This is a genomic window from Streptosporangium sp. NPDC048886 (genome assembly GCF_055586905.1).
Genome location: NZ_JBVJHH010000001.1, coordinates 41,646 through 60,652, shown reverse-complemented (window position 1 = coordinate 60,652; position 19,007 = coordinate 41,646). Strand labels below are relative to the sequence as shown.

General features: G+C 73.1%; 14 protein-coding genes. 7 read left to right on the top strand and 7 right to left on the bottom strand.

Features of this window, described 5'->3' with window-relative positions; translation table 11 throughout:
* Positions 1–130 precede the first annotated feature (130 nt).
* Together ACZ6R6_RS00230 and ACZ6R6_RS00225 are read right to left on the bottom strand one after the other, a co-directional pair.
* A complete protein-coding gene (locus tag ACZ6R6_RS00230; RefSeq protein ID WP_470088888.1) occupies positions 131–2,965 on the bottom strand; it encodes an ABC transporter permease subunit in 2,835 nt (944 codons plus the stop codon).
* A 285-nt stretch (positions 2,966–3,250) separates the two neighbouring features.
* Positions 3,251–4,510, bottom strand: coding sequence for an ABC transporter substrate-binding protein (locus ACZ6R6_RS00225; protein ID WP_470088886.1), 1,260 nt, complete (start codon positions 4,508–4,510; stop codon positions 3,251–3,253).
* 209 nt (positions 4,511–4,719) lie between these two features.
* Between ACZ6R6_RS00225 and ACZ6R6_RS00220 the strand changes: the two genes are divergently transcribed.
* On the top strand, positions 4,720–5,823 hold the full coding sequence (locus ACZ6R6_RS00220; RefSeq protein WP_470089498.1) for an alcohol dehydrogenase catalytic domain-containing protein: 1,104 nt from the start codon (positions 4,720–4,722) through the stop codon (positions 5,821–5,823).
* Between the two features lie 3 nt (positions 5,824–5,826).
* Here the strand turns inward: ACZ6R6_RS00220 and ACZ6R6_RS00215 are convergent, their stop codons facing one another.
* Positions 5,827–8,061, bottom strand: coding sequence for an MMPL family transporter (locus tag ACZ6R6_RS00215; protein ID WP_470088884.1), 2,235 nt, complete (start codon positions 8,059–8,061; stop codon positions 5,827–5,829).
* Between the two features lie 124 nt (positions 8,062–8,185).
* On the opposite strand from ACZ6R6_RS00215, the gene ACZ6R6_RS00210 reads away from it, so the two are divergent.
* Positions 8,186–8,731 carry a TetR/AcrR family transcriptional regulator gene (locus ACZ6R6_RS00210; protein WP_470088882.1) on the top strand — a complete coding sequence of 182 codons (546 nt, stop codon included), beginning with the start codon at positions 8,186–8,188 and terminating at the stop codon, positions 8,729–8,731.
* A 119-nt stretch (positions 8,732–8,850) separates the two neighbouring features.
* On the opposite strand, the gene ACZ6R6_RS00205 is transcribed toward ACZ6R6_RS00210, so the two are convergent.
* The 3 genes from ACZ6R6_RS00205 to ACZ6R6_RS00195 all read right to left on the bottom strand — a co-directional run bounded on the left by ACZ6R6_RS00205 (position 8,851) and on the right by ACZ6R6_RS00195 (position 13,196).
* A complete protein-coding gene (locus ACZ6R6_RS00205; RefSeq protein WP_470088880.1) occupies positions 8,851–10,782 on the bottom strand; it encodes a serine/threonine-protein kinase in 1,932 nt (643 codons plus the stop codon).
* 108 nt (positions 10,783–10,890) lie between these two features.
* Positions 10,891–12,345, bottom strand: coding sequence for a serine/threonine-protein kinase (locus ACZ6R6_RS00200; RefSeq protein WP_470088878.1), 1,455 nt, complete (start codon positions 12,343–12,345; stop codon positions 10,891–10,893).
* 26 nt (positions 12,346–12,371) lie between these two features.
* Positions 12,372–13,196, bottom strand: a complete 825-nt coding sequence (locus ACZ6R6_RS00195; RefSeq protein ID WP_470088877.1) for an LLM class F420-dependent oxidoreductase — start codon at positions 13,194–13,196, stop codon at positions 12,372–12,374.
* Positions 13,197–13,307: 111 nt separating this feature from the next.
* Here ACZ6R6_RS00195 and ACZ6R6_RS00190 point away from each other — a divergent pair, with 111 nt between their 5' ends.
* The 5 genes from ACZ6R6_RS00190 to ACZ6R6_RS00170 all read left to right on the top strand — a co-directional run bounded on the left by ACZ6R6_RS00190 (position 13,308) and on the right by ACZ6R6_RS00170 (position 17,516).
* On the top strand, positions 13,308–14,099 hold the full coding sequence (locus tag ACZ6R6_RS00190) for an alpha/beta fold hydrolase (protein ID WP_470088875.1): 792 nt from the start codon (positions 13,308–13,310) through the stop codon (positions 14,097–14,099).
* Positions 14,096–15,346, top strand: coding sequence for an LLM class flavin-dependent oxidoreductase (locus ACZ6R6_RS00185; RefSeq protein WP_306856743.1), 1,251 nt, complete (start codon positions 14,096–14,098; stop codon positions 15,344–15,346). Before ACZ6R6_RS00190 ends, ACZ6R6_RS00185 begins: the two co-directional genes overlap by 4 nt.
* Before the next feature lie 33 nt (positions 15,347–15,379).
* On the top strand, positions 15,380–16,261 hold the full coding sequence (locus ACZ6R6_RS00180) for a TIGR03619 family F420-dependent LLM class oxidoreductase (RefSeq protein WP_470088873.1): 882 nt from the start codon (positions 15,380–15,382) through the stop codon (positions 16,259–16,261).
* Between the two features lie 71 nt (positions 16,262–16,332).
* Positions 16,333–17,142 carry a HipA family kinase gene (locus ACZ6R6_RS00175; protein WP_470088871.1) on the top strand — a complete coding sequence of 270 codons (810 nt, stop codon included), beginning with the start codon at positions 16,333–16,335 and terminating at the stop codon, positions 17,140–17,142.
* Positions 17,139–17,516, top strand: a complete 378-nt coding sequence (locus tag ACZ6R6_RS00170) for a DUF3037 domain-containing protein (protein ID WP_470088869.1) — start codon at positions 17,139–17,141, stop codon at positions 17,514–17,516. The genes ACZ6R6_RS00175 and ACZ6R6_RS00170 overlap by 4 nt, the downstream gene beginning before the upstream one ends.
* A 120-nt stretch (positions 17,517–17,636) precedes the next feature.
* Here ACZ6R6_RS00170 and ACZ6R6_RS00165 read toward each other — a convergent pair whose 3' ends face one another.
* Entirely contained in the window at positions 17,637–18,782 is a 1,146-nt protein-coding gene (locus tag ACZ6R6_RS00165; RefSeq protein WP_470088868.1) for a MalY/PatB family protein, read from the bottom strand.
* Positions 18,783–19,007 lie beyond the last annotated feature (225 nt).

Genomic DNA, 19,007 nt, shown 5'->3' with positions numbered 1-19,007 from the left:
GACCGCCCGCCCGTCACGCCCGTCACGCCCGGCCGCGGCCACCGGGCCCCGGTGGCCCTCCGCGCCCGCTCGTCCGGCCCCGGGTAACCCGTGGCCGGCCCGCTCACCCCACCGCGCCGGCCTCTCCCCCTCACGCGACCCCCAGGTAGGCGGCGGTGAGGCGGGCGCCGTCCACCTCGGCGCGGGGGCCGGTCCAGGTGGCCCTGCCCAGGCGCATGAAGACGACCGTGTCGGCGAGTTCCAGGGCCGAGGTGGCCTTCTCCTCCACCAGGAGCAGCGCGACGCCGCGCTCCCGGAGCTCGGCGAAGACCTCGAACACCTGCTCCACGACGAGCGGCGCCAGGCCGAGCGACGGCTCGTCGGCGATCAGCACCCGGGGCGGCCTGACCAGCGCCGGGGCGAGGGTGAGCAGCTGCTGCTCACCGCCCGACAGCGCACCGGCCGCGACGCCCCTGCGGCGGGCGAGCTGGGGCAGCCGCCCGTAGACGGGAGCGGGGTCGGCGAGCCAGGTGCGCAGGTTCTCGTCCACGGTCAGTCCCGGGAACACCCCGCGCCCCTCCGGGGCGAGCAGCACGCCCGCCCTCGCCCGGCGGTGCGCGGGCCAGGAAGTGACGTCCACCCCGTCCAGGATCACCCGTCCGGCCGTCACCGGCAGGTCGCCGGCGGCCACCGCGCAGGTCGTGGACTTGCCCGCGCCGTTCGCCCCGAGCAGCGCCACCACCTCGCCCGGCCGGACGGCGAGGTCCACGCCCCGCAGCACCATGACGTCGCCGTATCCCGCCACCACGTTCTCCAGCCGGAACAGCGCCTCCGGCCCGGCCCGGCCCTCCGCCGGACGGGGCCCCACCGTCCGGGCCTCCTCCGGACGCGGACCCGCCACCAGGGCCTCCGCCGGGTGGCGCCCCACCGCCCGGACCTCCCCCGGGTGCGGGGCCGCCGCCCGCGCCTCGCTCTCGGACGTTCCCTCCCCCGCGAGCCGTGCCCCGCCCACCGGCGTCTCCTCCCCCGTGACCGCCGGCGCCTCGCGCTGGACGGCGGCCGCGCCGTCCAGCCGCCGCCTGGCCACCCGCCGCCGGTGGCGGCTCTCGGCCAGTTGGGCGAGCACCCCGTCGGGGTGCTTGGCCAGGACCATCCCACCGACGCCGAAGAGGATGGCGCCGACGTGGGCGGAGACGTCCCATCCAGCCAGCAGTTCGGGGAAGACCGCGGCGATCAGCCCGCCGAGTACGGCACCGCCGATCCGCCGGACGCCTTGCAGGACCACCACGGCCAGCCAGACGAAGCCGGCGGAGGCGGGCAGGTCGGTGGCGGTGATCGAGCCCTTGGAGATCGCGAACAGCACGCCGCCCAGCCCGGCGACCCCCGACGCCAGCGCGAACAGCATGATCTTGGTGCGGGGGGCCGAGATGCCCGAGGTGGTCGCGGCGGCGGGGGCCGAGCGGACGGCCAGGACGGCCCGGCCGGAGGCCGAGCGCTCCAGATTGCGCACCAGCAGGCCGACCAGGCCGATCAGGGCCAGCAGCAGTACGACCCGGACCCGGGGGTCGGTGGTGTCGGTGAACCCCAGGCCGATCGCCGGCAGCGGCCAGCCGATCGTGCCGTTGCTGAACGCGTCGATCTGGAACAGCACCTGGTCGGCGAGGAGGGCCAGGGCGAGCGTCGCCAGAGTGAGGATCCGCCCGCCCAGCCGCAGCGCGGGCAGCGCGACGAGGACGCCCACCGCGGTCGCCCCCAGCACGCCCAGCAGGATCGCCACCGGGAACGGCAGGCCGGAGGAGAACGCCCAGCCGCAGGTGAGGGCGGCCATCGAGGCGAAGGACGCCTGCGCCAGGTTGACCATGCCGCCGATGCCGGTGACGACCACGAACGAGCAGAAGATCAGCGCGAGGACCAGTCCCTGGGCCACCACACTCACGTGGAAGTCGTCGGCGGAGCGTGTGAGCGTCCACCCGAGCAGGACCGCCAGGCCGAGCGCCCACGGCAGGCGCCGCCGCCACGGCGGCAGGTCGGCCAGGTAGTCGGGCGGCGGCGCGTCCTCGGCGGCCGATCCGGCGACCCGGTCCCTGGACCGGTTGAGCAGGATCAGCCCCGCGAACAGCAGGATCACCGGGACCGCCGTGCGCAGCCCGGTGACGTCCTCGGCGAAGTCGGCGTATCCGGCGACCAGGTTCTGCACCACGCCGAGGCCCAGACCGGCCGCGAACGTCCACGGGATCGACCGCAGCCGGCCGAACACCGCGGCCGTCGCCGAGACCGACAGCATCACGGTGAACGCCGTGGAGTCCAGGCCGAGGGTGGAGACGGCCAGCACCCCGGCGAGCCCGGCGAGCGCCGAGCCGAGCATCCAGGCCACGGCGGAGGAGGCGTCGGCGTCGATCCCGCGCAGGGTGGCCAGCCTGCGGCGGTCCACCGAGGCGCGCATCCGCAGGCCGTACGGCGTGTGCCGCATGAAGGCCCACAGCCCCGCGGCGGCCAGCGCCGCGAAGCCGAAGGTGATGAGCTGGTCGGAGTCGAGGTGGACGCCGCCGAAGGTGAAGGGGACCGCGGGGTAGGGGCCGAGGCCGCGCGGCAGGGAGGTGGCGTCGGCCCGCGGCAGCCCGAACGGCTCGGCGACCAGGTCCACGGTCCACAGCCCGAGGGCGGGCAGCGCGATGGTCAGGCCGATGGTCCCGACGATCTGCGCGGTCTCCCCCGCCTGCGCCAGGCCCCGGAACATGGCCCGGTGCAGCACGTATCCGAGCAGCGGCGAGAAGATTCCCACCGCGACCAGCCCGGCCTGCCAGGCCGCCAGCCCCAGCCCGGCGTTGAGCTCGAAGAACAACAGGGCGGCCAGGAAGCCGACGGCACCGTGCGCGAAGTTGAACACGCCCGTGGCCGAGTAGGACAGGGTCAGCCCGGAGGCCATGACCGCGAACACGGCACCGGTGACGAGGCCGCTGACGATGTAACCGAAAAGCTCCGACATAAGGGCCTTCACCCCGGGGTTTCGCGCCTGGTCACTGCCTTGCCTGATCGCTCTCTTGCCTGATCACCGTCTTGCCTGGCGACCGCCCTCTCGGCGAGACCGGCGCCTCGCCTCCTACCGCGGGGGCGCACCTCGTCCCCTACCGCGGGGCCGGCGTCACCGCCCACGTACGTTTCCCACGACGGGGCCGGCCTGGGCGGCCGGGATGTCCCTGCGGACGCCCCGGCCCGCCCCGCCCCGCCGCCCGCGCGGCCCGCCAGACTCGCGGGCGGCAAGTCCTGACCGCTATTTCAGCGGCACGTTGTCGAAGCACTTCATGTTCCTGGCGACCTTGAAGGCGCCGCCCTCCAGCTTGACCAGGGCGCCGCAGCCGTTGGGCTCGGTGTGGTCCTTGGGGTAGCGGATCCTGCCGAACCCGGCGTTCTCGTAGGTGAACGAGCCGTTGGCGGTGGCCAGGAACCTCTCCCTGGTCAGATCTCTGCCGGTCTGTTCGAGCACCTTGAGGAAGATGTCGGCGGCCCAGTAGCCGATGGCCAGGTGCTGGGTCAGCGCGGTCCCCGGCGCCGCCTTCTCCACGTCCGCCTTGAGCTGGGCGATCTCCGGGGCCTGGGACTCGAAGGGTTCGAACATGGGAGCCGCGATCACGCCTTCGAGCGCCTGGGCGGTGGCCGGGTCCTTGAGGATGGCGGCGTCGTAGCTGGTCGCGTCGGACAGCAGCCCCCGGTATCCGGCCTTCTTCAGCGCGGCGTACAGGCCGGTGTTGAACTTGGTGCCGGCGATGATCGACACCACCAGGTCCGGCGGCCCGCCGCCGGCCGAAGTCATGATCTTGTTGACGTAGGGCAGCCAGTCCGGCGGCGGGGCCGCGGCGGGCAGGCCGGAGTTGAGGCCGGCCAGCGTGAAGCCCGCCGCCTGGAAGGACTGGGCGATGGTCCGGCCGCCGTATTTGCTGCCGCTTGAGTCTGTCGTCTGGATGTAGACCGTCTTGCCCGCGGACCCGCCGATCAGCTCGGCCATCTGGCTGCCCCACCAGGTCTGCGAGCCCGCGCCCTGTTTGGGGGCGAGGCAGCCGTTGTAGCCGAAGCCGGTCCGCGTGCCGCACCACTGCGGCCCCGTCGCCCAGCCGAACCACGGCACGCCCTGCTGCTCCAGGAAGGTCGCGCCGCCGAAGTTGGGCGCGTGGACCGGCACCAGCGCGAAGACCTTGTCCCGCTGGACCAGTTTCTTGGCCGCCGCGTCTCCCTTGGCGGCGTCCTGGCCGTCGTCCTCGGCCCCGACGAACTCGATCCTGCGGCCGTGCACGCCGCCGGCCTCGTTCGCCCGCTGGAACCGGGCCCTGGCCCCGATCTCGGCGTCTTTGGTGGAGTAGCCGCTCGCGCTGGTCTTGGTGAGCACGCCGCCCACCGTGATCGTCGTGTCGGTCACCCCGGCCGCCCCCGCCGCGCCGGAGGCGCCGCCGGCGGTCCGCTGCCCGGCCGCGCAGCCGACGGCGGTGAGCGCCGCCGCGGTCACCAGGCCGATGAGTCGCACTGCCTGCCGTCTCATGGAACACCCCCTGCCGTGCCACGCGGCCGCAGACCTAATTTGGCCTAGCGCTCGCTTGGTTTCGTCAGCGTAGATTTGGCGCTTCCAGGGTGTCAATGGAGCAGCGCCCGGCAGTTGCGACGTCAATTAAACCAAGCAAATGTTTGCTTATGAACCTGGTCCGGGCTAGCGTGCGGAGCGCACAGGTCTTCGGCGACGGGAGCGGACTGATGTTGATGCGCGCGGCCGTACTCACCGAGTTCGGGGCGGCGCTGGAGGTCCGCGAGGTCGAGATCGCCGATCCCGGGCCGGGCGAGGTCCGCGTCAGGATCAGGGCGTCCGGGGTGTGCGGGTCGGACATCAAGGCACTGGACGGCAAGAGCCCGGTGGTGCGGCGGCTTCCGTTCGTCCTCGGCCACGAGAGCGCGGGCACCGTGGAGAGCGTCGGCGCCGGCGTGACCGGCGTCAGACCGGGCGATCATGTGATCATCGCGATGAACGGGGCCTGCGGGCGCTGCCGCAACTGCGGCGCGGGCCACTTCCACCTGTGCGGCGGACCGGCCCGGACGGCCGCCATCATGGGCACGATGCGCGACGGCACCACCCGGATCAGCGTGGACGGCCACGACGCCCGGACGATGATCGGCATCGGCTCGTTCGCCGAGTACGCCGTGGTCAACGAGCCGATGTGCGTGAAGATCGCCGAGAGCGCGCCGTCCGACACCATGTGCCTGCTGGCCTGCGGGGTGATCACCGGCGTCGGCGCGGTGCTCAACGTGGCCAGGGTGCGGCCGGGCTCCAGCGTGCTGGTGGTCGGCTGCGGCGGCGTCGGGCTGAACGTGGTCCAGGGCGCCGCGCTGGCCGGGGCCACGACCATCATCGCCGCCGACGTGACCGAGTCCAAGCTGAAGCTGGCCGAGGAGTTCGGCGCCACCCACGCGATCCTCTCCACCGACCTGCCCCGGCAGGTCGGTGAGATCGTCAAGGGTGGCGTGGACTACGCCTTCGACGTCACCGGCGTGCCCGAGGTGCTCGGCAGCGCCTTCGCCGCCACCCAGCCCGGCGGCACGACCGTGATGGTCGGCAGCCCGCCCCAGGGCCGGCCGCTCACCATCGAGCCCGGCCTGCTGTTCGCCTCCCGGCGGCTGATGGGCACCCAGGGCGGCGACGCCGCCCCGCTCCGCGACCTGCCCATGCTCGCCGAGCAGTACATGCGCGGCCGTCTCGACCTCGACCGCCTGGTCAGCGAACGCGTGCCGCTGGAGGACGTCAACGAGGCGATCCGCCACGTCCGCGAGGGAACGGTGGCCCGCAGCGTCATCGTCTTCGACTGACGCTCAGCCGTGGCCGGCGCCGACGAGCTCCTTGCGCGGGCCCTCGGCGGGCTCCTCCTCGTGCCCCTCGACGGAGAGGTTGGGCAGGATCCGGTCCAGCCACCCGGGGCACCACCAGTTGAACCTGCCGAGCAGAACCATGGTGGCGGGGACCAGGAAGCCGCGGATGATGGTGGCGTCCACCGCGACCGCCACGGCCAGGCCGACACCGAAGATCTTGACCATGGGGTCGGGATAGGCGATGAAGGCGACGAAGACGGCGACCATGATCAGGGCGGCGGAGGTGATGACCCGGCCGGTGGCGCCCAGGCCCTCGGCCACCGCCCTGCGGTTGTCGCCGTGCCTCAGATACGCCTGCCGTACCGCGGTGAGCAGGAAGACCTCGTAGTCCATCGACAGGCCGAACAGCACCGCGAACAGCATCAGCGGGATGTAGCTGTCGATCGGCACCGAGAAGAACAGCGTGGCCAGGTAGGAGTCGTCCACGCCGACCGGTGGGTCCATGCCGACCAGGCCGCTGCCCAGGCCGAGGGAGAAGACCAGCGAGAGCGCGCCGAACGCGGCGCCGAGCGAGACCAGGTTCATCATCGCGGCCTTGATCGCGACCACCGGCGACCGGAACGCCAGGAGCAGCAGCAGCGCGCTGAGCAGCACCACGACACCGACGACCAGAGGGGTGCGGTCGGCGATCCTGGTGCTCGCGTCGGACATGGCGGCCACCTCCCCGCCCACATGCACCCGCGCCCCCTCGACCCGGATCGCGCGCACGTCCTCGACCACCCGCAGCGCCTGCGGATCGCTGGGCGCGTACTCGGTGACGGCCTGCACCAGGGCGGTGGTGCCGTCGTCGTTCAGCACGGGCTCGCCGACGTGGGCCACCCCCTCGACCGCGCCGACCTCCTCCTTCAGGATCTGGAGCACGGCGGGCGCGGGGTCGCGGTCGACGGCCTTCTCCTCGAGGGAGGCGACCACGATCAGCGGCCCGTTGATCCCCGGCCCGAATCCGGCCTGCATGAGCTCGTAGGAGCGGCGGGCGGCGGTGTCCTTGTCGCCGTAGCCGTCGTCGAGCGGGCCGAGCTTGAGCGCGAGGGCGGGCGCGGTCAGGGCGGCGAGGACGGCGACGCTCAACGCGAGGACGCTCCAGGGCCGTCTGGCCACCCAGGTGCCCAGGGCGCTCCAGCCGGAGGCGTCGTCCGCCGTCCTGCGGCGGCCCACGAAGGGCAGCCGCAGCGCGTTGATCCGGTGCCCGAGCAGGCCGAGCAGGGCGGGGACCAAGGTGATCGAGGTGAGCACGGCGCAGACGACCGAGATGCCGGTGATCCAGCCGAGCGTCTGCAGCATCGGGAAGCCGCCGAGCAGCAGCGCGCTGAGCGCGATGATCACCGTGCCGCCGGCGAACACCACCGCGCCGCCCGAGCTGGCGGCCACCCGGCGTACGGCCTCGCGCACCGGCACGCCGTCGGCCAGCAGCTTGCGGTGCCGGCTGAGCAGGAAGAGGGCGTAGTCGATGCCGACGCCCAGGCCGATCATCGTCGCCATGATGGACGCCTGCTTGGGGACGTCCACGATGTGGCCGAGCAGGCTGATCACGCCCAGGCCGGTGGCGATGCTGACCAGCGCCGTGAAGATCGGGATCATCGCGGCCACCAGCGTGCCGAAGGCGAACAGCAGCACCAGCAGCGCGCAGACCACGCCGATGATCTCGCTGGTCCCGGTCTTGATCTCCTTGTCGGCCGGAGTGGACGCGTCGGCCGGCACCGCCTCGATGCCCAGCGCGCGCACGGGCCCGGCCGCCTCCGACAGCCGCCGGGTGGTCTCGGCGAGCTTGCTGTTGTCGTGCCCCTTGAGCCTGACCGTGATGAGGCCGATCTGCAGGCTGGGCGCCAGGCCGCCGACCCGGTAGGGGGTCAGGACCTCCGCCACGTGCGGGACCTTCCGGATCTCCGCCACCGCCCGCTCCACCGCGAGCTTGCGGGGCTTGGCGACGAGGGGGCCGTCGGCGGAGTAGAGCACGATCTGGACCGTGCCGCCCGGGTCGTAGCCGGGGCCGAAGCCGTCGCGCATCAGGTCGTGGGCCCGCTGCGCGTCCGTGCCGGGTATGGTCACGTTGTTGCTCACGGGACCGGCGAACACGATCGACCCCGCGGTCAGCAGCACCGCCGCGGCCACCCAGAGTGCCAGCACGATCTTGCCGTGCCTCGCGCACCAACTCCCCAGTCGCCCCAGCAAGCCAGACATCGGTGACCGCCCTGTTCAAGACTGAAATGCGCCTGAAACGCCGTCCTGTACGGTCGTACAGAACCTACGATCAAGCGTAGGCGCGGACATTCCAGAATGCTCTAGAACACGTGGGAATGAGACGATGACCACACTTGAGCACGGCTACGACACACGGCGCCGGATTCTCGACGCCGCCCGTCAGCTCTTCGCCGAGCGCGGTTACGCCGCGACCTCACTGGCCGACATCGCCTCGGCCGTCGGGCTGACGAAGACCGCCGTCGCCTACCACTTCCATCCGAAGGACCGGCTGGCCACCGAGCTGCTCGCGCCCGCGGCCGAGGACATCGTGGCCCTGCTGGAGACCGACCTCGGCGGCGAGCGCCAGTTCGTCGAGGCGCTGGTGACCTTCGTGGTCCGGCACCGGACCATCATCCGCCTGATCATGGAGGACATCAGCGGCGCCGACGACGCCCCGCCCGGCTCCCCCGGCGAGGCCATCCGCGCCTTCCGCGACGCGATCTACACCCGTCTGGCCCCGGCGGACCCGGACCCCGCCGGGCGGGTGCGGGCCTGGGCCCTCCTGGGCGCCCTGCAGTGCGTGGTGGTCAAGACGATCGACCTGCCGGAGGAGGTCGTCCGGGAGACCCTGCTCGACACCGCCCGCGCCATGCACGGCCCACCGGCCTGACCCACGCCCGCCGCCCGTCCCCGCACACGCCCCCTGACCCACGGGCCCCGACACGCCCCCCGACCTCCGGCCCGGCCCGCTCCCAGGCGCCCGCCTCCTCCGTACGGGCACGGGGCCGCTCAGCCCCGCCCCGCGGCCGGGGCGGAGCCGAGCACCTCCGAGGCCGTCGGGTCCACCGGGGTGGCCGTCTCGCCGGGGTCGGGGCCGGGACCGCTCTGCCCCCCGACGCCGACCGTGATCACGACCACCGCGCCCGGCCGGGCACAGCCTCCGGACGCGCCCCGCTGCGCCAGCACCACACCGGACTTCGACGGGTCGGCGACGAGGCGGGGGCGCACCCGCACGGTGAAGCCCGCCCCGCTGAGCGCGCCGCGCGCGTCGGCCTCCGTCCGGCCGACGACCGAGGGCACCTCGGCCCCGCGCCTGGACACCACGAGCGCCACCACGCCACCCGAGGAGACACGCTCGCCCGCCCCGGGGGTGCTGGCGAGGACCTGGCCCGCCGGACCCGCCGAGCAGCGCGTGGTGACCCCTCCCGGCACCAGCCCCGCCCGGGTGACAGCGGCCTCGGCCTGCTCCCTGCGGAGGCCGGTCAGCACCGGCACCGCCACCCCCGCGGAGACCGCCAGGTCGACCTCCGTTCCCTTGGCCACCAGCGTCCCGGCCTCCGGCCGGCTGCTGAGCACCTGCCCGATCCGACGGTCGGAATCGGTCGCGGTGAGGGCCCCGGCGACCAGGCCGGCCTTCTCGATCAGGCGCAGCGCCTCGGCACGGTCCAGCCCGGCCAGGGCCGGCACCGCGACCCCGGCGGCCGCCGGAGGCGTCGGGGACGCCTGGGACGGAGGGGCCGCGCCCCTCGTGCCCGTGCCCGGCCGGTCGCTCGGACGGGCCACCCTGGCCGGCAGCGGGGTGAGCTCCACCCGCGCGCCGGGCACCCCCGCCGACGCCTTCGGCCTGTCCGGCCCAGGCTGCCCGTCGCCGCCGCTCAGCGCCGGGACCAGCACCGCGACCAGCACGGCCGCGCTCACCAGCAGCGCCCCCGACACCGCGACCGAGGCCCTGGTGGCCGCCCGCCCCGGACGGGTCCGCGGCTCGGCCGGCTCACCGGGACCGCCGTGGGGGCCGCGGGCCGGCGGCGCGGGCCGGGCCTGGCCCGGCGGGGACCCGTACCTGGCCGGGCCCGGCCAGGTCCCGGACAGATCAGGGCCCGGGACCGGCGGGGACCACGGCGCCTCCGGCCGTACGGCGTCGCCCCCGAGCAGCGCGAGCAGCAGCTCCCGGCTGCTGGGGCGGTTGCGGGGGTCCTTCTCCAGGCAGCCGGCGACCAGCGCGCCGAGCCGCCCGTCGAGGCAGCCCAGCTCCGGTGGCGCGGTGAGGATGCGGTGCAGCACGGCCGCGATCGAGTCCTGCCCGAACGGGGCGTGGGCGTTGGCGGCGAAGCAGATCGTGGCGCCCCAGGAGAAGACGTCGGCCGCCGGCCGGATCTCGGCCCCCTTCACCTGCTCGGGCGCCATGTAGGCGGGTGTGCCCGCGCCGCGCCCGCTCTGCGTGGCTCCCGCGTCCAGTGCGCGGGCCAGACCGAAGTCGATGACCCTCGGCCCGTCCGGGCCCAGCAGCACGTTCTGCGGCTTGAAGTCGCGGTGCACGATCCCGGCGCGGTGGATGGCCGCCAGGGCGGTGGCCGTGCCGATGGCCAGGCGCTCCAGCGCGCCTCCGCCACGGGGGCCGCCGTCGGTGACCTCGCGGTGGAGCGAGGGGCCGTCGACGTATTCGCTGACGATGTAGGGCCGGTCGTCGGCCAGCCCGGCCTCGATCACCTGGGCGGTGCAGAAGCGGGCCACCTGCTTGGCGAGCTCGACCTCGCGCAGGAAGACCGCCTCGTCCTCCCCGAGCGGGCCGTGCAGCAGCTTGATCGCATAGGGCGCCGAGCCCGTCGCGGGGTGCACCCCGAGATAGACCACCCCCTGGCCGCCCTCTCCCAGGCGGCCGACGATCGCGTATCGACCGATCCTTTCGAGGTCCCCCGTCCTGAGCGGCTGCGCATGCGGCACGCGGGCCTCCCTCCCCACCACTCTTCCCACTCAAGGAGAGGTATTCCCGGCAGTCAACGGTGGTGAAGCGCTCATGGTCCCGACCGTGACACTCATGTGATGCTCGGGTCAGGGGGAGCGGACCACGTCTCCGGAGTAACGGGGCACCCGCTCGCCCGTCCTGGTCACCTGGAAGGCCAGCCGGTCGGGGCCGCGCCGGGAGAACGCCACCGTGCCCGGGTAGCACTGGCCGCCGCTGACGCCGACCAGCCGGTAGGTGGCCTCGGAGCCGGTCCGGGAGAGCCGGGCGGCGCAGTGCAGATCGGCTCCCCACCTCATGCTCGCCCCCTCCTCCGTGAAGCGGACCTCCACGGGGAAGACCCGCTCGGCGGTGGAGTGATCGGCGAGGCCCGCCCAGGTGCCCGTGTAGGAGGAGCCCTCATCGGGCCAGAAAAAGGCCGCCCCGGCCACGGCGGCCGCGATCGCCACGCCCACCGCCGCGAGCAGCGGCCACCGGCGCCGCCGTGACGTCCCCACCCTCACCGCGGGGAGCTCGGCGGTCGCGGTGAGAGGGGCCCACGGCTCCGCCTCCGGCCCTCCGTGGGCCGGGAGCTCCGCCGTCGAGGCCGCGGAAGCCGGGGACTCCGCCGTCGAGGCTACGGAAGCCGGAGGCTCCCCCGTCGAGACCCCGGACGGCGGAGGCTCCGACACCGCGGACCCGGCCGCCCCGGGCCCGGAGGCCGCGGGCCCGGGTGTCCCGGCCGGCCGGGAGACGGCGGCGCTGCCGTACAGCCGGCGCAGCACCTCCTCGGCGACCGGCCGGTCCCCGGGCTCGGCGGCCAGGCAGGCGACCACGATCTCCCGGAGCGGGCCGGCCAGCGGGCCCAGGTCGGGCCTGCCGTACAGGATCCTGGCCAGCACCTCGTGGTAGGAGCCGGCGGAGAAGGCGTGGCGGCCGGTGGCGGCGTAGGCGACGGTGAGCGCCCAGCCGAACATGTCGGCCGCGGGCCCGGCCGGCTCGCCCTTGATCTGCTCGGGGGCCATGTAGGCGGGGGTCCCGAAGGGGATCTTTCCGGTGGTGATCGTGGCGTCCATCATCCGGGAGATGCCGAAGTCGATGACCCGGGGACCGTCCGTGCCGAGCAGGACGTTGCCCGGCTTGAAGTCGCGGTGGACCACCCCGGCCCGGTGGATGGCGGCCAGCGCGGTGGCCGTGCCGACCGCGATGCGGTCCAGCGAGCCGTCGGCGCGGGGCCCCTCGGCCGCGATGTGCTCCTGGAGCGAGACCCCGTCGACGAGCTCGCTCACGATGTAGGGGCGGTCTCCGTCGAGGTCGGCGTCGAGCACCTGGGCCGTGCAGAAGGGGGCGACCCGCCGGACGGCCTCGATCTCGCCGGCGAGGCGGCGGCGGACCCTCTCGTCGTCCAGCAGCCGGGCGTGCAGCAGTTTCACCGCGACGCGCGTGTTCTCCGGGGACTCGGCGAGGAAGACGATCCCCTGGCCTCCCGCGCCGAGGCGGCCGGTCAGCCGGTAGCGACCGAGTTGCCGGGGGTCCTCCGGCCGGAGCGGAGCCGGGCGCGACATGGGACCCGACTATAACGACCTCTCGTTCATGCCAGGAAACGCGCGTAATCGTCGAGCACCGGGAGCACGCGGGCGGCGGGGGCGCCGGGGAGGTTGAGCACGACCTCCTCGATGCCCGTCTCCCGGTAGTAGTCGAGCTTCTCCCGGGTCGGCAGCGTCCCGAACGGGATCACCCTGGCCATCTCCCTCCCCGCCTTCTCGCAGGCTTCGCGCAGGGCGGGGAGCGCCGCCCGGACGCCTCTGCCCCCGATCGGCATCCAGCCGTCGGCGTACTCGGCGACGTGGGCGAAGAGCTTCGGGCCCGCCGCGCCGCCGACGTAGACGGGCGGCCCGGACACCGGCTTGGGCCAGGACCAGGACGGTCCGAAGCTCACGTGACGGCCCTCGAAACCCGCCGCGTCCTGGCTCCACAGCGCCTTCATGGCGAGCAGGTGCTCGCGGGCGACGTCCCGGCGGGAGCCGTAGGCGACGCCGTGGTCCTGGATCTCCTCCACGTTCCAGCCGAACCCGACGCCGAGCACCGTCCGCCCGCCGGACAGGTGGTCGAGGGTGGCGACGGCCTTGGCGGTCACGATGGGCTCGCGCTGGGCGGCGAGCAGGATGCCGGTGCCGAGAGTGATCCGGCTGGTCACGGCCGCCGCGTGGGAGAGCGCGACCAGCGGGTCGAGGGTGCGGCTGTACTCCTCGGCGAGCACGGCCTCCCCGGTCGGGGGGGCCGTGCGGCGCGAGGTCGGGATGTGGGTGTGCTCGGGCAGGTAGAGGGAGGCGAAGCCGCGCTCCTCGACGGCTCGGGCCAGCTCGGCGACCGGCATCGACAGGTCGGTGGCGAACATCGTGACACCCAGCCGCATGACAGCCTCCGCTCTCCCCGCGCCGGGCAGGCCCTTGCCAAACCAAGCGATTGCTCGGCTACCATTCCTAGGGTAGCTTGCCAGGCGGGCAATCCTCACGGAAGGGCGCTCATGGCGTTCACGGACTTAGGCGACGTGCGGCTGTTCCACACCGACGACGGATCGGGAGACCCGGCACTGCTGCTCGTCCACGGCCTGGGGTCGGACTCCCATGAGTGGGTCCACCACATCCCCGCGCTCGCCGGGCGGCACCGGGTCATCGCGGTGGACATGCGCGGGCACGGCTACTCGTCCGCGCCGGAGACCGGCAACACCCCACGACTGATGGCCGAGGACCTCGCCGGGCTCTGCGCCGCGCTCGGCGTCGGGCAGTGTGTCGCGATCGGCCACTCCATGGGGGGCCAGATCGTCTCCCACCTGGCGGTGGAACACCCGTCGCTGGTCAGGGCCCTGGTCACGGTCGATCCGGGATACGGCTTCACGGGCGCGGTGGCCGCCTCCTTCCCCGCGCTGATCGAGCAGATGCGCGAGGACCCCCTGGCAGCCAGCCTCCGCAACGACCTGTGGACCTCCACCGGGGCGACCCCGGACTGGCTGCGCGAATGGCACCGGCGGCGGATCCTGGCCACTCCCCCGCACGTGCTGCTCCAGGCGTTCGAGGCGATGTTCGGCGGGCCGGAGCCGCTCGGTCTCCGCCCCAACTCCGACGGATACCTGTCACGCCGGCCCTGCCCGGTGCTGACCTTCTGGTTCGATCCGGCCCAGGCCGCGTGGGAGGCGAGTCTGTTCAAGGACCCGCGCTCCAGAGCCGTCACCTGGGAGGGCAGCGGCCACCGGCTGCACGAGGAACGCCCCGGGGAGTTCCTCCTCGTCGTCACAGACTGGCTAAGGAGCCTGGCATGAAGTTCTCGATATTCCTCAACCCGCAGATCCCCGGCTCCGGATACTCCAACGAGGAGAACGCGGTCGCCAAGCGACCGATCGGGCGGAGCGTCGAGTCCTACCAGGCGCTGCTCCACGAGGTGCGCGAGATCGCGATCCACGCCGACCAGATCGGCTTCGACGCGCTGATGATGACCGAGCACCACTTCCACTCCGAGGGCTTCGAGTTCTCGGTGAACCCGCTGATGTTCCTCACCGACCTGGCGGCCAGGACCGAGCGCATCCTGCTGGCTCCGCTGGGCATCGTGCTGCCCGCCTGGGACCCGATCAGGGCGGCCGAGGACGTGGCCCTCCTCGACCAGTTCAGCAAGGGCCGGCTGAGGCTCGGCGTGGCCCGCGGCTACCAGAACCGGTGGATGAACGTCCTGGGCCAGCGCTGGCAGGCCACCGCCGCCCGCTCCGACGGCTCCAAGACCGACACCCGCAACTTCGACGTCTTCGGCGAAGTCCTGAAGATCATGAAGATGGCGTGGACCCAGGACACGCTGCGCTACAAGTCCGACGTGCTGGACTACGAGGTGCCCGCGCCGTTCGACGGCATCGAGGGATGGCCCGCGCTGGAGTGGACCCAGAAGTTCGGCGCGCCCGGCGAGGTCGACGACCAGGGCAGGATCCACGCCGTCTCGGTCGGGCCCAAGCCGTACCAGAACCCGTACCCGGAGCTGTGGCAGCCGTTCACGATCTCCGACCGCTCGGTGATCCGGGCCGCGCAGGAGGACATCCTGCCGTGGATGTTCACCCCGAACCCGGACGAGCACGCCGCCAAGGCCAGGCTCTACCAGGAGGAGTCGGCCAAGTGCGGCCGCGACTACAAGCTGGGCGAGCACACCGGCATCCTCAAGATCGTCGGCATGGCCGACACCCGGGAGGAGGCCATCGCCACCTACGGCATGAGCATGCAGAAGGACTTCGCCGCCTTCTTCGGCCCGTTCGGCTACCTGGAGGTCCTGCGCAAGAAGGAGGACGACCGGCACCAGCCGATCAGCCCGGAGAAGGGCGACTACAAGCGCATGAACGAGGTCGAGATGGCCCTGCTCGGCGGCCCCGACGACATCAAGCGCGGCATCCAGCGGATGCTCGACCGGATGCCCGACCTGGAGTGGTTCGGCCTGTTCATGCAGGGCCAGCAGGGTGTCCTCCCCCTCGACACCGTCAAGCGCAACCTCGAACTCTTCGCCACCAAGGTCATCCCCGAGTTCTCCGACTGACCCTTCCGAATCTACGAAGCCCGGGGAGGACCCGTGCAGTTCTGGCTTGGAGCGTCGTTCGTCGAGACCGACCAGTTCGTCGAGCTGGCCAAGGTGTCGGAACGGTGCGGCTTCCACACGCTCACGCTGTCGGACCACATCTTCTACGCCGACTTCGACTCCCCCTACCCCTACTCCGAGACGGGCGCGCCCCGCTGGGACGCCGAGACCCACTGGCCCGACGTGTGGGTGACGATCGGGGCGATGGCCGCGGTCACCTCGACCCTGCGCTTCGCCCCCAACGTCTACGTCGCCCCGGCACGGGACCTGTTCACCGTCGCCAAACAGGTCTCCACGGCGGCGGTGCTCTCCGGGGACCGGGTGACCTTCGGCGTCGGCGTCGGCTGGTGCAAGGAGGAGTTCGTCCAGACCGGCCAGGACTTCCACACCCGGGGCCGCAGGCTGGACGAGATGATCCCCGCGCTGCGCGAGCTGTGGGCCGGCGGCACGGTCGAGCACCACGGCGCCCACTTCGACTACGGCCCGCTGTCGATCTCCCCCGTCCCCGCCCGGCCGGTGCCGTTCTTCGTGGGCGGCGACAGCGAGGCGGCCCTGCGCCGCGCGGCCCGGATCGGCGACGGCTGGTTGGGCAACCGCATCTACACGGAGGAACAGCTCGACGAGATCCTCGCCGCGCTCAGACGTCACCTGAAGGAGTACGGCAGGCCGGAGGACGCCCTGGAGATCATCGCTCCCCTCGCGGTCATGCCCGACGCGGGCACCTACCGGCGCTTCGCCGACAAGGGCGTCACCGGCACCCTGGCCGCCCCCTGGTGGCTGGCCACCCCCGAGGAGAAGGCCGGGCACGGCGACGGCCTCGCACTCAAGATCGCCACCATGGAGCGCTTCGCCGAGGAGGTCATCGCGGAGATGTGACCCTGGCCGGGCTGGTCAGGCGGGTGACGCCGAGCGCCGTCCGGGAGAGAGCGACCCGGTAGCCTGGCAGGGTGTTGGAAGAGATCACAGCGACCCGCTACGTGACGCCCCTGCGCGAGGGCGGGTCGCTCCCCGGGGTGGTCGAGGCCGACGACCTCGGCACCTACGTCGTCAAATTCCGTGGCGCCGGGCAGGGCCGCCGGGTGCTCGTCGCGGAGATCATCTGCGCCGAGCTGGCCAGACGGCTCGGCTTCCGCACCCCCGAGCTGAAGGTGATCGACGTCGATCCGCAGCTCGGCGCCCGGGAGCCCGACGAGGAGATCCAGGATCTGCTCAAGGCCAGTGAGGGCCACAACCTGGCGGTCGACTTCCTGCCCGGCGCGCTCGGCTTCGAGCCGCTCGCCTGGCCCCCGGACCCCGGATCCGCCTCCCGGCTGCTCTGGTTCGACGCCTTCGTCCACAACGTCGACCGGAGCTGGCGCAACCCGAACCTGCTCCTCTGGCACGGCGACGTCTGGCTGATCGACCACGGCGCCGCCCTCTGGTTCCACCACAACTGGCCCACCGCCGACCCGCAGCGCGGCTTCGACGCCGCCGACCACGTGCTGGCGCCCTTCGCCACCCGGATGGCGGAGGCCGACGCCGAGCTCAGCGAGCAGATCACCAGGGACTTCCTCGACGGGGTGGTCGACGAGGTCCCCGACGAGTGGCTGGAGGACGAGCCCGGCTTCGACGGCGCGCAGGCCGTACGGCAGGCGTACGTCGAGCACCTGCTGGCCCGCGCGCAGGGGCCCCGCTCCTGGCTGCCCGGTCCTTCGAGCGCCTCCAGACAGGACAGGAAGACCGGCTCGGTCGGTGCGTTCTGGAAGGACAACCGGTGAGAGACGTCTACGAGTACGCCGTGATCCGGGTGGTCCCCCGCGTGGAGCGGGGCGAGCTGATCAACGCCGGGGTGGTGCTCTACTGCCAGCCGCGCGCCTACCTGTGCGCGCGGGTGGAGCTGGACGAGACACGGCTGCACGCGCTCGACGCCCACGCCGACGTCGACGGAGTGCGGCACGCGCTCGGCGCCTACCAGCGCTCCTGCACGGCTGACGCGGGGCCGCTGACCGGCGAGCCGCTCGGCGGCCGGTTCCGCTGGCTGACCGCCCCGCGCAGCACGATCGTGCAGACCGGCCCGGTCCACGCCGGCCTCACCACCGACCCCGAAGCCGAGCTGGAGCGCCTGATGTCCCGCCTGGTGCGCAGCATCTGAGGGGGTCCGGCGTCCGCCCCCGCCCCAGGAGCCGTCCGGGCCGGGCGGGGCGGGGTGCCCGCCGCGACGGGAGCGGGTCCGTCCCGGTCAGGCACCCCGTCCGCGCGGATCTTCGGGCTCTCAGCGGGCCGCGGCGATACGGGTGACGGCTTCGGTGAGGGTCTCCGGTGCGCAGCCGAAGTTCAGCCTCGCGAATCCGGCGCCGGCGCGGCCGTAGCGGTGTCCGGCGTTCAGCGCGACCCCGGCCGCGGCGAGGATGTGTCCGGCGGGGTCGTCGCCCCAGCCGAGGTCCCGGAAGTCGATCCAGGCCAGAAAGCCCGCCTGCGGCTGTCTGTAGCGGACTCCGGGGAGCAGCTTCACCAGCAGTTCCTCCAGCAGTCGCCGGTTGTGGTCGAGGACGCCCAGGACGTCGGCGAGCCACTGGTCACCGTGGTCGAACGCGGCCACCGTGGCGATCACTCCGAGGTGCCCGGTGCGGTAGAGCGAGTGCGGTGACAGGCGGTCGACGTACCGCTTCGGCGCCGGGTCGGCGGTGACGACGGTGGCCGCCTTGAGCCCGGCCAGGTTCCAGCCCTTGCTGGCGGACAGGAACGAGAATCCCCAGCGCCGCGCCTCCTCCGATACCGACAGGAAGGGGACGAACTCGGCCTCGGGGAGGACGAGCGGGGCGTGGATCTCGTCGGACAGCACGTAGACGCCGTACCTGTCGGCCAGCTCGGCGAGCGCGACCAGGTCCTCGCGCCGGTGCACCAGGCCGACGGGATTGTGCGGGTTGCACAGCACGTACGCCGTGGCCCGGCCGGCGAAGGCGCGTTCCAGGGCGTCCAGGTCGAGCCGCCATCCCAGCGGCCCTCCGGCCAGCGGCGCCTCGACGACATGGGCCCCGACCTCGCGCACCCACCAGGAGAACGGCTCGTACACCGGCGGGCTGATCACCACACGGTCTCCGACGCCGATGACGCGGCGCAGGATTTCGACGATGCCGATCCCGACGTCGGCGACGGTACGCACGTCGTCGGCGTCGATCTTCCAGTCCCAGGTGCGCCGGGCGTAGCCGACGACCGCGTCGGCGAGGTCACGGGTCGGCGCCGCGTAGCCGGTGTCCGACCGGTCGACCGCCTCGTGAAGGGCCCTGGCGACCGGCTCCGCCAGCGGAAAGTCCATCTCCGCGACCGGGAGGGGCAGGACGTCGTCCGGGAAGGTCCGCCATTTCGCGCTCCGGCGCCTGCGCAGCTCCGAGAGAGAAGGGATCGAGAGGTTGCCCATGATGGGGACTCCTGAAGGTCTTTCCAGGGATGTGGTGGCGGTAGCCGGAGACGGCGTCGTCCGACGCGTCGTCCGGGCGTTGACGGGATCTCCGGCCCGGGGCTCCGCCGGCCTTGCGGGCGGCCGCCCGGGCGGGAGTCCGGCGCGCCCCGTGACCGCCAGGCGATCCCAGGGTCTGGTCTGCCGTCACCCCTCGATGATCGGTGCCGCAGGGGCCGTTCCGCT